General features: G+C 72.3%; 11 protein-coding genes. 5 read left to right on the forward strand and 6 right to left on the reverse strand.

The window, feature by feature from the left end:
• Window positions 1–44 precede the first annotated feature (44 nt).
• Both ASF44_RS27395 and ASF44_RS27400 read left to right on the forward strand, forming a co-directional pair.
• On the forward strand, window positions 45–722 hold the full coding sequence (locus tag ASF44_RS27395; protein WP_056902441.1) for a sigma-70 family RNA polymerase sigma factor: 678 nt from the start codon (window positions 45–47) through the stop codon (window positions 720–722).
• Window positions 719–1381: a ChrR family anti-sigma-E factor gene (locus ASF44_RS27400; RefSeq protein ID WP_056902442.1), complete on the forward strand. Its 663-nt coding sequence runs from the start codon at window positions 719–721 to the stop codon at window positions 1379–1381. The genes ASF44_RS27395 and ASF44_RS27400 overlap by 4 nt, the downstream gene beginning before the upstream one ends.
• A 130-nt stretch (window positions 1382–1511) precedes the next feature.
• On the opposite strand, the gene ASF44_RS27405 is transcribed toward ASF44_RS27400, so the two are convergent.
• Entirely contained in the window at window positions 1512–1940 is a 429-nt protein-coding gene (locus ASF44_RS27405) for a DUF2177 family protein (protein ID WP_056902443.1), read from the reverse strand.
• Between the two features lie 132 nt (window positions 1941–2072).
• On the opposite strand from ASF44_RS27405, the gene ASF44_RS27410 reads away from it, so the two are divergent.
• On the forward strand, window positions 2073–3290 hold the full coding sequence (locus tag ASF44_RS27410; protein WP_235579372.1) for a hypothetical protein: 1218 nt from the start codon (window positions 2073–2075) through the stop codon (window positions 3288–3290).
• A 46-nt stretch (window positions 3291–3336) separates the two neighbouring features.
• Here the strand turns inward: ASF44_RS27410 and ASF44_RS27415 are convergent, their stop codons facing one another.
• Genes ASF44_RS27415 through ASF44_RS27425 form a run of 3 tightly spaced genes read right to left on the reverse strand, consistent with a single transcriptional unit; the run spans window position 3337 to window position 8467 of the window.
• Window positions 3337–6075: an Hsp70 family protein gene (locus tag ASF44_RS27415; RefSeq protein ID WP_056902445.1), complete on the reverse strand. Its 2739-nt coding sequence runs from the start codon at window positions 6073–6075 to the stop codon at window positions 3337–3339.
• Window positions 6072–7895 (reverse strand): Hsp70 family protein, encoded by a 1824-nt coding sequence (locus ASF44_RS27420; protein ID WP_056902446.1) that lies wholly within the window; start codon window positions 7893–7895, stop codon window positions 6072–6074. Before ASF44_RS27420 ends, ASF44_RS27415 begins: the two co-directional genes overlap by 4 nt.
• Window positions 7892–8467 carry a DUF2760 domain-containing protein gene (locus tag ASF44_RS27425; protein ID WP_056902447.1) on the reverse strand — a complete coding sequence of 192 codons (576 nt, stop codon included), beginning with the start codon at window positions 8465–8467 and terminating at the stop codon, window positions 7892–7894. Before ASF44_RS27425 ends, ASF44_RS27420 begins: the two co-directional genes overlap by 4 nt.
• A 335-nt stretch (window positions 8468–8802) precedes the next feature.
• Between ASF44_RS27425 and ASF44_RS27430 the strand changes: the two genes are divergently transcribed.
• On the forward strand, window positions 8803–9588 hold the full coding sequence (locus tag ASF44_RS27430; RefSeq protein WP_162243877.1) for a PilZ domain-containing protein: 786 nt from the start codon (window positions 8803–8805) through the stop codon (window positions 9586–9588).
• A 1-nt stretch (window position 9589) separates the two neighbouring features.
• On the opposite strand, the gene ASF44_RS27435 is transcribed toward ASF44_RS27430, so the two are convergent.
• Both ASF44_RS27435 and ASF44_RS27440 read right to left on the reverse strand, forming a co-directional pair.
• Entirely contained in the window at window positions 9590–10831 is a 1242-nt protein-coding gene (locus tag ASF44_RS27435) for a serine hydrolase (RefSeq protein ID WP_056902449.1), read from the reverse strand.
• A 120-nt stretch (window positions 10832–10951) separates the two neighbouring features.
• A complete protein-coding gene (locus tag ASF44_RS27440) occupies window positions 10952–11713 on the reverse strand; it encodes an SDR family oxidoreductase (RefSeq protein ID WP_056902450.1) in 762 nt (253 codons plus the stop codon).
• Between the two features lie 109 nt (window positions 11714–11822).
• Here ASF44_RS27440 and ASF44_RS27445 point away from each other — a divergent pair, with 109 nt between their 5' ends.
• Window positions 11823–12746 (forward strand): LysR family transcriptional regulator, encoded by a 924-nt coding sequence (locus ASF44_RS27445; RefSeq protein ID WP_056903034.1) that lies wholly within the window; start codon window positions 11823–11825, stop codon window positions 12744–12746.
• The last annotated feature ends 1 nt before the right edge of the window (window position 12747 follow it).

A 12747-nucleotide genomic window follows, 5' to 3' on the forward strand; every position in this document is an offset into this window, starting at 1 on the left:
TCTCCGCAGTGATCCGGTGCAGGGGCCGCTGCGTAAGATGGACCATGAGCCCACAGCAGCCCCAGCCATCCGCACCGACGGAGCCCGTCGCGTCCGGGCTGCGCCCCAGCCATTTGTCCATCGTGCCACCACCCGGTTCGCGCAGCGCCGTTCCCAGCCCCGAAGACCTGGCCCACTGGCTGAACGCGGTCGCACAGGCGGGCGACCGCCAGGCCTTCGGCCAGCTGTTCGCCTATTTCGCACCGCGCATCAAGAGCTACCTGCTGCGCGCCGGCACCGACGATGCGCTGGCCGAAGACCTGGCCCAGGAGACCATGGTGCTGCTGTGGCGCAAGGCCGCATTGTTCGACGCGGCCCAGGCCGGCGCCGCCACCTGGGTGTTCACCATCGCGCGCAACCTGCGCGTGGACCGCTTCCGCCGCCAGGGCGGCGCCGCCGCACTGCAGGCGGACGATGTCGACATCGACACCCTGGCCCATGCCGCACCCGAGCCCGCCACCCAGCTGCACGCGCAGCGCATGGAGCGCCAGGTGCAGGCCGCGCTGCGCCAGCTGCCGCCCGAGCAGGCGCTGGTGCTGCAGCTGTCCTATTACGAAGACCAGCCGCATGCGCGCATCGCCGAGCGGCTTGGCATTCCCCTGGGCACGGTCAAGTCGCGCGTGCGGCTGGCCGTGAACCACCTGCGCCGGCTGCTGGCCGCGTTCGAAGACCCCGCACCATGAGTACCGCGAGCATCCAACACCACCCCGGCGACGATTTGTTGCTGGCCCTGGCGGCAGGGCAGTTGCCGACCGCCCCCGCGCTGGTGCTGTCCAGCCACGTCGAGGACTGTGCGCACTGCCAGGAGCAGCTGCGCGTGCTGCAAGCCGCCGGCGGCGCGCTGCTGCAGGAGCTGGCGCCCGCGCCACTGCGCGACGATGCGCTGGCGCGCGCCTTGCAGGCCATCGACGCGCCGCAGGCGGTGCCTGCGGCCGTGCCCGTGCGCGGCCTGCCGCCGCTGCCGGCCGGTGCGCACTGGCCGCGGGCGCTGGCCGGCTGCCGCATCACCCGCTGGCGCTGGATGGCGCCTGGCATGCGCTACGCCCGCGTGCGCGTGCCGCACGATCCGGCTGCCAACGTGTTGCTGCTGCGCATCGCGGCCGGCATGTACCTGGCCCAGCACACGCACAGCGACCGGGAACTGACCCAGGTGCTGCACGGCAGCTTCCACGATGGCCGGGCCCAGTTCAGCGCGGGCGATTTCGACGCGGCCGACACCCAGGTGCACCACCAGCCCGTGGTGCAGGCCGGCAGCGAATGCATCTGCTTGGCCTCGATCGAAGGGCGGCTGGAGTTCAACGGCTGGTTCGCGCGCACGCTGGGTTCGCTGGTCGGGATATAGGGCGCGCGGCCCCTGTGCGGTGGGGTGCCCATGCCGGTACACCACCGCACAGTTACCCGAAGATGCCCGAAGATGCCCGAAGGTATAGGGCGGTGCGCAAAGATGCGCAGCGCGCCAGGGCAATTGGCCCTCAGTTCTTGAACACCGCCGCGTGCAGCCAGGGGGCTGCTGCGGCACCGCCCGCCGCCGCCATGGCGGTCACGAAACTGCCCCAGGCCAGGTCGGCCAGCGTCACATGCCAGGGCCAGTCCTTCAGCACCGCCTGGTTGGTCAGGTCGAACGTCGCGTAGGCCAGCAGGCCCAGCAGCGCCCCGTGGCCCAGCGCGGCCAGCACCGGGCGGCGCGACTCCAGCGTTGGAGCGATGGCGAAGAACACGATGCCGCCCACGTACAGCACGTAGAACAGCACCGCCGGTGCCGCGGCGAAGCGCTCGGCCATGAGGTGGCCGATGCCCGGGCGGTACAGCCGTTCGGCCATGCTGCCCAGCCAGATGGCGTCCAGCCCCAGGAACACGAGGGCGCTGACGGCGTAGGCGATGGCGGCTAGGGACAGTGGCATGCGATGGCTCCGGCGGTGGGTTGCGTGCAGTACGCGGCTGGCGCCGCGTTGGATCACCAGCGCAGCAGCACCGGGCTCGGCGGCGGGGGCCAGCCTCCTGCCGCGCCGTGTCCCGCGTCAATACCCGTTTGGATGACGGCCGTCGGCGATGCGTTCCACACACTCGGCGCTTCATCAACCAGCAGCGAGGGAATTGGCGTGGCACGAGCAGCACAACAGCGTTGGAGGCATCCCGTCACGGTACTGGCCTTGGTGGCCACGGGCGTGGTGGGATGCGGTGGAGGGGGCGAAGACGAAGGCTCGGGATCGGGCACGGGCGGCTACGTGAACTGGAACAACAGCACCAACGGGGCCGTGGTCGTGGATGCCGACAACGAGGAGTTCCGCGTCGTCTCGGACAGCCGCCAGATCGAGGACCGCAGCGGCAAACAGGCACGCGGCATGACGGTGGACAGCGATGCGCGCGTCTTCGTCGAAGGCAGACAGGTGGGCGTGGTCCAGCTGGTCGACGGCAGCAACGGCACGAAGATCGCGGCGTTCCGCTGTCTCAACGGCTCGGCGATGGACATCACGTTCCAGGCCGACAACACCTATTCGTACGCTTGCGCCGCGCCGGCTTCGGGAGGCTCCACCGGCGCTGGCGCGGCCACCGGCACCGGCGGCGCGGACAGCACGGGCTACCTCACGTTCCAGGGCAACGGCAACGGGACGGTCGTGCTGGACAGCGACGACGAACGCTTTCAGGTGGCTGCTGCCACCCGCACGGTGGTGGACCGGTCCGGCGTGCGCCTGTCGGGCCTGGTGGTCGACAGCGGCGGCAACGTGCTGCGCAACGGCGTGACCATCGGCGCCGTCACGCTGGCCAGCGGCACGGGCGGCAGCCCTGTCGCGGTGTTCAGCTGCAACAACGGCAGCCGCATGAACCTGACCGTAGGGGTCCAGGGCTGGGGGCAGACCTGCGCGTCTGACAGCACAGGCGCCGGCAACCAGGCCGGAGGATCGACGGGCGGCAGCAGCGGCGGGCAGAGCCGCTCGTTCATCACGTGGACCGGCTCGGCCAACGGCGAAGTCGTGCTCGATGCGTCTAACGACCCGTTCAAGTTCAACAGCGCCACGCGCTGCCTCTACAGCGTGAACCGCGACATGGAGTACGGCAACTTCTGCCTGGCCAGCGGATCGGCTTCCATCAGCTTCGGCGGGACCACGTATTCCGTCACCCGGTTGCTCAGCACCAGCAACACCTGCATCGTCGGGCTGACGACGGCGGATGGCTACAAGGCGGACATCGTGACGGACGCCACCCGCATCGACAACATCCGGGCCACCACCGATCGCCCGGTGGCTTGCTGATTTCGGGTGCGACCCGGCCCCGCCGTCCGGCCCGTGCGACGCCGGGTCACGCCGGGAGCAGCACCAGCCCCGGCGGCAGCGCCTCGCCGAACACGCGGCGCTGGTCGGCCTCGTCCAGCACCGTCACCTCGCGCACCATCGCGGCCCAGCTCGGGGCGGCGTGGGCGGCCTGCAGCTGCGCAACGATCTGCAGGCGCAGGGCCTCGGGCAGGTCGCGTGCGCGGTCGCCGGTGGCCTGTGCGATCTGGGCCACGGCGAAGGCCGCGGCCTCGTTGCGGGCCCAGTCCGGCGCGATGGCCGCCACCTGCGCCAGCCAATCCTGCGCCGTGGCGGGCGGCAGCACATGGTGCACGCTGGCATACAGCGGCTGGCGCGCGCCCAGGCGGCCCAACGCCCACCAGAGTTCGGCCGTGGCGCCGCACTTCAGGCGCTGCAGCAGCCAGTGGCCGAACTGCGTCTTGTGGGCGGGAGAGATGCGCTCGAACGAAGCCGCCATGCGCAGCAGTTCGTCCAGCGCCTGCATGGCCGGCCCCTCGGGCGTGGCGATGTCGGTGCCGCCCGGCGGCTGCAGGTAGTAGGCGATGACCTCGAACACCATCTGCTGCTGTTCGGCGTCGAGCCCGCCCGCGATGCGGCGCCACAGCAGCCACCACTCGGACCATTGCTGGCTGTCGTGGCTGTGCGCGATGCCCGGGCCGAACAGCTCCCACATCTGCGCCATGCGCCAGCCGTCCAGCGCGTCGCCGAAGCCGGGGCGCAGCGTGAAGCCGACCAGGTTGAACCAGGTGCGCTCGTGCTGCAGCGAGCGGCGGCGCCGCCTGGCGCCCTGCAGCAGCGCGCCGAACAGCGTGCGCAGCAGGGCCGCATGCCAGGTGGAGCGCTCGCCGAGCAGGCGCTCCAGCGTGGCACGCAGCTGGCGCACTTCCCTGGCTTCCACGCCTTGCTTCTTGTCGCCGTAGACGCGGGCGATGGCGGCCAGGGCCTCGGCCAGGCGCGGGTGGGCGGCCACGGGCACATCGGCATCCTGTGCGGCGGCGTCGCCACGCAGCTGGAATTCGAGCCGCCAGCGCTGGCGTGGCGCGTCGGCGGCCACGCAGTGCATCTCCAGCGTGCCGACTTCGGTGATCTGCGCGTCCAGCAGCACCTGCACCTCGGCGGCGGCGCCGCCGGCCGCAGCGGCTTTGGGCTGCAGCACGGTGGCGATCGGCGGCAGGCGTTGCAGGCCGTCCTGCAGCGCGACGAGATCGCCCGCGCGGTGCCGCAGGTCGACGGCGCTGGTGGCCAGGTTGAAGCGCACCGGCCGGCCCAGGCGCAGGCTGAAGCGTTGCGCGTCCAGCCGCACCGTCTCGCCTTCGGGCGTGCCGTGCGGCAACACGCAGACGCCCTGGCCGTCGTCGAGCGCGAGGTAGTAGGCGCGCGCGGCGCCGCTGCGGATGCGCGGCCCGCTGCCGGCGCGGGCCATGGCATAGGCCACCGCGCCGCGCGCCACGGCGGCATCGAGCCGGGGGGCGTCCAGCAGGCGGATCGGCGTGCTGCCTGCCGGCTGCCAGCTGCGCAGCGTGGCCAGCAGGCGTTCGCGCAGCACCTGGGCATGGAACACGCCGCCGTTGAGCAGCACCGTGTCGGGCAGGGCGCCGCCCTGGCGCTGCAGGAAGGCCGCGATGTGGCGCGTGATGGCCGCGTCGCTGGCGTAGGGCAGGCCGAATTCGACCAACGCGCCGCGGGCGCGCCGGGGCTGGGCATCGGCCGGCACCTGCGGGAAGAAACCTTCGACCAGCAGGCGGTCCACATCGGCGCGGGTCAGCAGGGCCGAACGCGCGCCGCCGATCAGGCGGCTGCCACTGCCCTGCAGCGTGACCGTGGTTTCCAGCGGGCCATCGGGGGCCAGCAGGCGCTCCTTGGCGCTGCGGCAGCGCTGCGTGAGCTGGGCCAGTTGGATGGCACTGAGCCGTTGGCCCGGCGTGCCGCCGGACAGCCGCGGCTCGATCCAGCGCGCCAGGGCCAGGTCCATGTTGTCGCCGCCCAGCACCAGGTGGTCGCCCACGCCGGTGCGCGCGAGCTGCGGCTGGCCCTGGGCGTCCAGCGTGACTTCGATCAGCGTCAGGTCGGTGGTGCCGCCGCCCACGTCCACCACGAGCAGGCGGCGCGTGCCGGCCAGATGCGCGGCCAGGTCGGCACGGTGCGCGAAGACCCAGTCGTAGAAGGCGGCCTGCGGCTCCTCGATCAGGTGGACCGCACCCAGGCCGGCCAGCTGGGCCGCCTGCAGCGTGAGCTGGCGTGCGCCCTCGTCGAACGAGGCCGGCACCGTGAGCACGGTGGGCTGCCGTGCCAGCGGTGCCCCGGGATGGGCGTGGTCCCAGGCCTGGCGCAGGTGGCGCAAGTAGCTCGCGCTGGCCTCGAGCGGGGAGACCTTGGGCACCTCGTCGGGCGCGCCCCAGGGCAGGATGGCGGCCGTGCGGTCGACCGACGGGTGCGACAGCCAGCTCTTGGCGCTGGCGACCAGCCGGCCCGGCGTCTGCTGGCCGAGTTCGCGTGCGAAGGCGCCGAGGATGGCCTTCTCCTCCGATGCCCAGGGCAAGGGCAGGTCGGCCGCGGCCAGCGCGCCCTCGGCCGCATGGAAGCGCAGCGAGGGCAGCAGCGGCTGCGGGGCGACCTCGCCGGCCGCGATGCTTTGCGGGACCGCAAACACCGCGATGTCGCCACCCATGTCCGCGTTCAGCGGCGCGAACGCCAGCACCGTGTGGGTGGTGCCCAGGTCGATGCCGATGCAGAACGCGGCGGTCATCCCTCGCCGCGGACGTCGAACTCCACCTTCCAGTGCGCGCCGCCAGCCGCTTCGGCCAGAAGCTCCAGCGTGCCGACCTCGGTCACGCGCGCACGCAGTTGCACGGGCACGACCTCGCCGACGGCGCGGCCTTCGGCCGGCAGCGTCGCCTCGATCTGCGCCAGCTCCTGCAATTCGTCTGGCGTCCAGAAATCCAGCAGCGTGCCGGGCCGGTCCTCGCGCCGCGTGGAAGAACCGAAGAAGCGAAAGCGCACCGATTCGCCGACGACCAGGCCCAGTTGCTGCGGCGGCAGCGGCGCCTCCGAGCCTTCCTCCATGCCGAAGGGCGCCACGCACAGCGCCTGCACCGGCGGCTCCAGCCCCGGCACGGCCGGCATGCTGGACTCGATGCCCACGTAGTAGGCCTGTGCCGTGCCGCCGCGGATGCGGATGCCCTGGCCTTGGCGCACCTGGCCGTAGTAGGCGGCGCCGCGCGCCACGGCGTGGTCCATGTCGGCGCCCTGCAGCAGCCGCGCGGCGGGTGCGCCGTCGGCGGCGAGCCAGGCGTTGAGCGTGTCCAGCACGCGCTGCACCAGCAGCGCCGACTTGAACACGCCGCCGTTGAACAGCACGGCAGTGGGGTGCAGGAAGCTGGCGGCCTCGGCCTGCGCGAAGCCCGCCAGCTGCGCCGTGGCGCCGAGCTGGCGGCCCAGCAGCGCGGCCAGGTGGCGCGTGACGGCCGCGTCCTGCGCATAGGGCAGGCCGATCTGCGTGAGGCCGGCACGCGGACGGCTGACGGGCCGCGCGTCGCTGGCCACGGCCGGGAAGAAGCCGTCGAGCAGGATGGTGGTGAGCAGCGCGCGCTGCAGTTCGGTCTTGATCGAGCCGCCGATCAGCTTCGATCCGCGGCTGGGCACGACCAGCGGCACGCTCTGCAGGTCGGCATCGCCCAGCAGTTGCTCCTTGGCCAGGCGGCAGGCGTAGGTCAGCGCGCGCATCTGCCAGGGGTCCAGGGTCTTGCCCTCGGCGGCCAGGCCGCGCGCCACGCCGTGGGCCAGCGCCAGGTCCATGTTGTCGCCGCCCAGCAGGATGTGCTCGCCCACGGCCACGCGGTTGAGCTGCAGGTTGCCGGCCTCCTCGGTCACGGCGATCAGCGAGAAGTCGCTGGTGCCGCCGCCCACGTCGACGACCAGGATCACGTCGCCGACCTGCACCTGCTTGCGCCAATCCCCCGCGCTGCCGGCGATCCAGCTGTACAGCGCAGCCTGGGGTTCCTCCAGCAGCGTGACGGCATGCATGCCGGCGGCCTGGGCGGCCTCGGCCGTCAGCTCGCGCGCGGCCGGGTCGAAGGAGGCCGGGATGGTGACGGTGACCGACTGCTGGTCGAACGGCGCCTCGGGATGGCGGTGGTTCCAGGCGTCGCGCAGGTGCTGCAGGTAGTGCGTGCTGGCCGCCAGCGGCGAGATGCGTTCGACCTCGGCCGGTGCGTCGGCCGGCAGGATACCGGCACGCCGGTCCACGCCGCCATGGCCGAGCCAGCTCTTGGCGCTGGAGACCAGGCGGATCGGCGTCAGCGCGCCATGGCTGCGCGCCCATTCGCCCGTGATGCGGTCGGGCGCAGGGTTCCAGGGCAGGGCCAGGTCGCTGGCCGCGAATTCGCTGGCGTTCGGCAGGTAGAGGAAGGAGGGCAGCAGCGCGAAGTCCTGCACGGCGCCGGGGCCGCTCTGCTGCGCAATGGGCAGGATCTCGGGGGCTGCGCCCTCGGCCTGCAGGTCGACCCAGGACAGTGCGCTGTGCGTGGTGCCCAGGTCGATGCCAATGGCGTACCGCGCGCCGCTCAAAGCTCGACCTCCGCCGGCGCGATCACGCGCGCGTCGTGGCCTTCGGTCAGCGCGGGCAGCCGCACCGCCGTGGCGCGCCAGCCCTTGTGCTGCAGCGTGCCCGTGAACGGCGCCTGGCCGACCACGTTGCCGGTGAGGCGCACGGCCGCCGCGTCGAAGCCGGCGGGCAGCGTCAGGCGGCCGCCTTCGGCCTCGCTGCGCACGGGTTCGAGGTCGAAGGTGTCCTTGAGCACCTTGCGCGCGCCGCCGTGCAGCAGGCGCGCGGCGCCGCCCACGTCGGCGTCGGAGTAGGCGGCGATATCTTCCTGCAGGAAGTCGACCAGCCGCGCCTCGCGCTGCAGCAGGCCCAGCAGCTGCAGCGCCGCATCGACCTGGGCGGTGGCGCGCACGGGCGAGGGGGCCGGCGCCGGCGGGGGCGGCACCGGGGCCGGCGCAGGCGGCTGCGCAGGGGCCGGCGTGCCATTGCGCAGGGCCTGGACCTGGGCGGCCAGCTTGCCGTCGCCCAGCAGTGCGAAGAAAGTCCCGATGGCCAGCGCCAGGCGGGAGAGGAAGGGCAGGGGTTGTTCGTTCATCGGTGTGCTCGCAACAAGGCAAACGGCCTGGGGGAGGTCCAGGCCGCGGGGGCTATTGTCGCGGTTGGCGGGGCGGGCCCGCTGCGGATGGGCCACGGCGCGGCAAGGGGATGGGATCTCGGCGCCACGGATGGCCGCGGCCGGCGGCCCGGCACTGCGCCGCAAGGGGGATGCGCGTGGCCGCCCCGTCCGCAGATCAAGCCCCGCGTACCGCCTGTAGCGCCCATCGCCTGGCACCGCCGGCGCGCGGCGAAAGGGTGTTACAAAAGCCGCCCCCGGCCATCTGCCGCAGGCGTGCGTTTCCTCGCATGCCCACGAACACCAGCCCCCGCTGCATGACCAGCCTTTCCTCCCCGATTTGGCATCGCCCCCCCGATGCAGACCCGGCGCTCGCCACCATCGAGCCCATCGACCGCGACATCGACCGCACCGCCCTCGATGTCGACGACGCACAGGCCATCGTGGCCACCCTGCGCAACCTGGCCATGCGCGCCGAGCCGGTCACCCTGTACCCCGCGGGCGGCAGCACCTGCGTGTCGGGCCGGCTGGTCAGGCTGCAGGAGCCCGGACTGCGCTGGACCGTCCAGGCCGAGCCCGCCGCGGTGCCGCTCGCCGGCCCCGCGTTGCTGGTGGCGGCGCCCGAGGAATTGCGCGTGCAGTTCATCGCCCATGTCGCATGGCAGCGGCGCGAAGGCTGCGCGCTGGAGGCCACCGCCGATGCGCCCCACGCCATCGTGCGCCAGCAGCGGCGCCGCTTCGTGCGCGTGGAGGCGCCGCTGGGCCCGTCGCTGCGGGCGGAGTTCTATGCCGAGGGCAAGAAGCGCGTGATGGTGGTGGACGACCTGTCGCTGGGCGGCGTCGGCCTGCGCGGCCCGCTGCGCGAGCACCGCGACCTCATGACCAAGCTGCGCCTGGAGCGCGTGCGGCTGGAGCTGGGCGGCGCGCGCCTGCCCGACCTGCGGCTGGACGTGTGCTCGCACCGCAGCTACCGCTCGTTCCTGGCGGGCGAGCAGGTCCACTTCGGTTGCCGGTTCGTCGACCTGGCTGCGCGCGACCGCGCCACGCTGGAGCGCGTCCTGCACAGCCTGGAGCAGGAGCGCCGGATCGACACGACGTTCTGAGCTAGGACACCGCCCCGTACACCAGGTTCTTGTAGAGCATCCGCGTGTGGATGCGGTTGGACGGGCACTGCGCCATCAGCACGCCCACCAGCCGCTCGCGCGGGTCAATCCAGAAGCTCGTGCCCCAGGCGCCGGCCCACATCGCGTCGCCGGTGCTGCCGGGCGTCCAGCCCACGCCGTCGTACAGGCGCACCCCCCAGCCCAGGCCGAAGCCGTAGCCCGGGCCGGTGGTGGCGTTGGGCACGCCGGCCTTGCCGACCAGGTGGTCGGACAGCATGAACTCGGTGGTCTTGCGCGACAGGTAGCGCGTGCGGCCGTCGGTGCCGCCGTTCAGCACCATCTGCGCGAACTTGAGGTAGTCCGCCCCGGTGCCGACCAGGCCTGCACCGCCCTTGAGGTACTGGCGCGGGGCCGGGTCGCTGTCCTGGCGGTAGGCGCGCGTCATGGCGGCCTTGAGCGGGTCGCTGTCCAGCGTCTCTGCCAGGCGCGCGCGCTTGGCCGGCGGCACCCACCAGGCCGTGTCCGCCATGCCCAGCGGGCCGATCAGCAGTTCCTGCGTCAACGCATCGAGCCGCTTGCCCGACACGCGCTCGAGCAGCAGGCCCAGCACGTCGGTGGCGATGGAATAGAACCAGGTGGTGCCGGGCTGGTAGAGCAGCGGGATGGTGCCCAGGCGCTTGAGCATCTCGTCGCCGGAAATGTCGGTCTCCAGCGATTCGATGTTGAGGTCGGCGTACATCTTGGCGATGCGCGGCGAGGGGCTGGCCGGGCCGTAGACGAAGCCGGCCGTGTGCATGAGCAGGTCCTGCACGGTGATGGGCCGGGCCAGCGCCACGTCGCCCTGCGGCGTCTCGACCTTGAGGTTCTTCAGCTCCGGCAGCCAGTTGGTCACCGGGTCGTTGATCTTCAGCTGGCCCTGCTCGGCCAGCATCATCGTGGCCACCGAGGTGATGGGCTTGGTCATCGAGGCCAGGCGGAAGATGGCGTCGCGCGGCATGGGCCGGGTCTTGGCCGCGTCCAGGAAGCCCACGGCCTCGTGCTGCACGATCCTGCCGTCCTGCGCCACCAGCGACACCGCGCCGGCGAAGGTGCCGATGCGCACCTGCGCGTCCAGCGCGGGCGCGATGCGGCCGAGCCGGTCGGCCGACACCTCGGTGCGCGGCATGGCGGGTGGGCTGGCGCAGCCGGCCAGGAACGTGCTGCCCAAGGCAGAAAAGGCGAGCTGGCGCCGGGTGATCGTCATGTGCTGTCTCCTATTTGGTATTGGAAGCGCACAAATTCTTTCGATCCTTGGCATCGATTGGTGAACGGGTAAACCCCCGGATACCGGGCGCCATGCCCGCGCAATTGTGTCAATCCGCAATCAGGCGGCGAACCCGCCGTCGATCAGCAGGCTGCCACCCGTGACCATGCCGGCTTCCGGGCCGACCAGGTAGGCCACCATGCCGGCGATCTCGTCGGGGTGGGCATGGCGGTCCAGCGCCATGAGGCCGTGCATGCCGGCCGCCATGGGGCCGTCGGCGGGGTTCATGTCGGTGTTGACGGGGCCGGGCTGCACGTTGTTGATGGTGATGCCGCGCGGGCCCAGGTCGCGTGCCAGGCCGCGGGTGAGGCCGACGATGGCCGCCTTGCTCATGGCGTAGACGGCGCCGCCGGCCCAGGGCATGCGCTCGGCATTGGTGCTGCCGATGTTGACGATGCGCCCGCCCTTGCCCATGTGGCGCGCGGCAGCCTGCACGCCGACGAACACGGCGCGCACGTTCACGTCCAGCGTGCGGTCCAGGTCTTCCAGGCGGAAGCTGTCGAGCTCGCCCATCACGGCCACGCCAGCGTTGTTGACCAGGATGTCGAGCCGGCCGAACTGGGCGGCGGCGCGGTCGATGGCCGCGCGCAGCGCGTCGGCGTCGGCGCTGTCGGCCTGCAGGGCCAGCGCGCGGCCGCCGGCGGCCTCGATCCCGGCGGCCAGCGCTTGCGCCGCGGCTTGCGAGCCGGCGTAGGTGAAGGCCACGGCCGCGCCGTCGCGCGCCAGGCGGCGCACGATGGCCGCGCCGATGCCGCGGGCGCCGCCCGTGACGAAGGCGGCCTTGCCGGCAAGGACGGGGGAATGGGGGGTGGTCGGGGCCATGTCGAAACTCCAGAGTGGTGTGGGTGCTGGCAGTGTCGGCACGGCGGCCTGATCGCGGTAGCCATCAATGGGATGGATCAATTTCAACCATCCATTGAAAATGGTGGCCATGCCATCCCTGAGCCACCTGGAGTGCTTCGTGAAATCCGCCGAGCGCGGCAGCTTTTCGGCGGCCGCGCGCCTGCTGGAATGCACGCCGGCGGCCGTCAGCAAGAACATCGCGCGGCTGGAGGCCGAACTCGGCGTGCGCCTGTTCCAGCGCAGCACGCGCAGGCTGGCGTTGACGGAGGGCGGCGAGCGTCTGCTGGCCCAGGTCGGCGGCCCGCTGGCCGCGCTGTCCGATGCGGTGGGCCACGTGGCCGAGCAGGACCGCCAGCCCGCCGGCACCTTGCGCGTGAGCATGGGCCAGGCCTTCGGCCGCGCCTACCTGGTGCCGCTGCTGGACGAGTTCCTGCGGCGCTATCCGGCCGTGGTGCCCGATTGGCGCTTCGAGAACCGCCAGGTCGACCTGATCGGCGAAGGCTTCGACGCCGGCATCGGCGGCGGGCTCGAACTCAAGCCGGGCATGGTGGCGCGCACATTGGGCCGCATCCACATCGTGGCGGTGGCGGCGCCGGCCTACCTCGCGGGCCGCGCGCTGCCGCACCATCCGAGCGGGCTTGCGGCGCTGGACGGCATCGTGCGGCGCTCCAGCCAGAACGGCCGCATCTACCAGTACACGCTGCGCCGCGCCGATGGCGAGGTGGCGGCTGCGGCCCAGCGCACGCGCGTGGTGTTCGACGACCCCGAGGCCATGTGCCAGGCGGCCCTGCTGGGCCTGGGCGTGGCCCTGCTGCCCATGCCGTTCGCCGCACCCTGGCTGCGCAGCGGCGCGCTGGTGCGCGTGCTGCCGGGCTGGTCGGCAGAAGCCGGGCCGATCTCGCTGTACTACCCGGCCAAGAAGCTGTTGCCGGCGCGCACGCGCGTGTTCGTCGACTTCGTGCTGGAACAGTTCCGCGCGCGGGGCTTCGAGCAGTTGGTGCAGGACGTCTGAG

Source organism: Pseudorhodoferax sp. Leaf274, assembly GCF_001422445.1.
GTDB lineage: Bacteria > Pseudomonadota > Gammaproteobacteria > Burkholderiales > Burkholderiaceae_C > Pseudorhodoferax.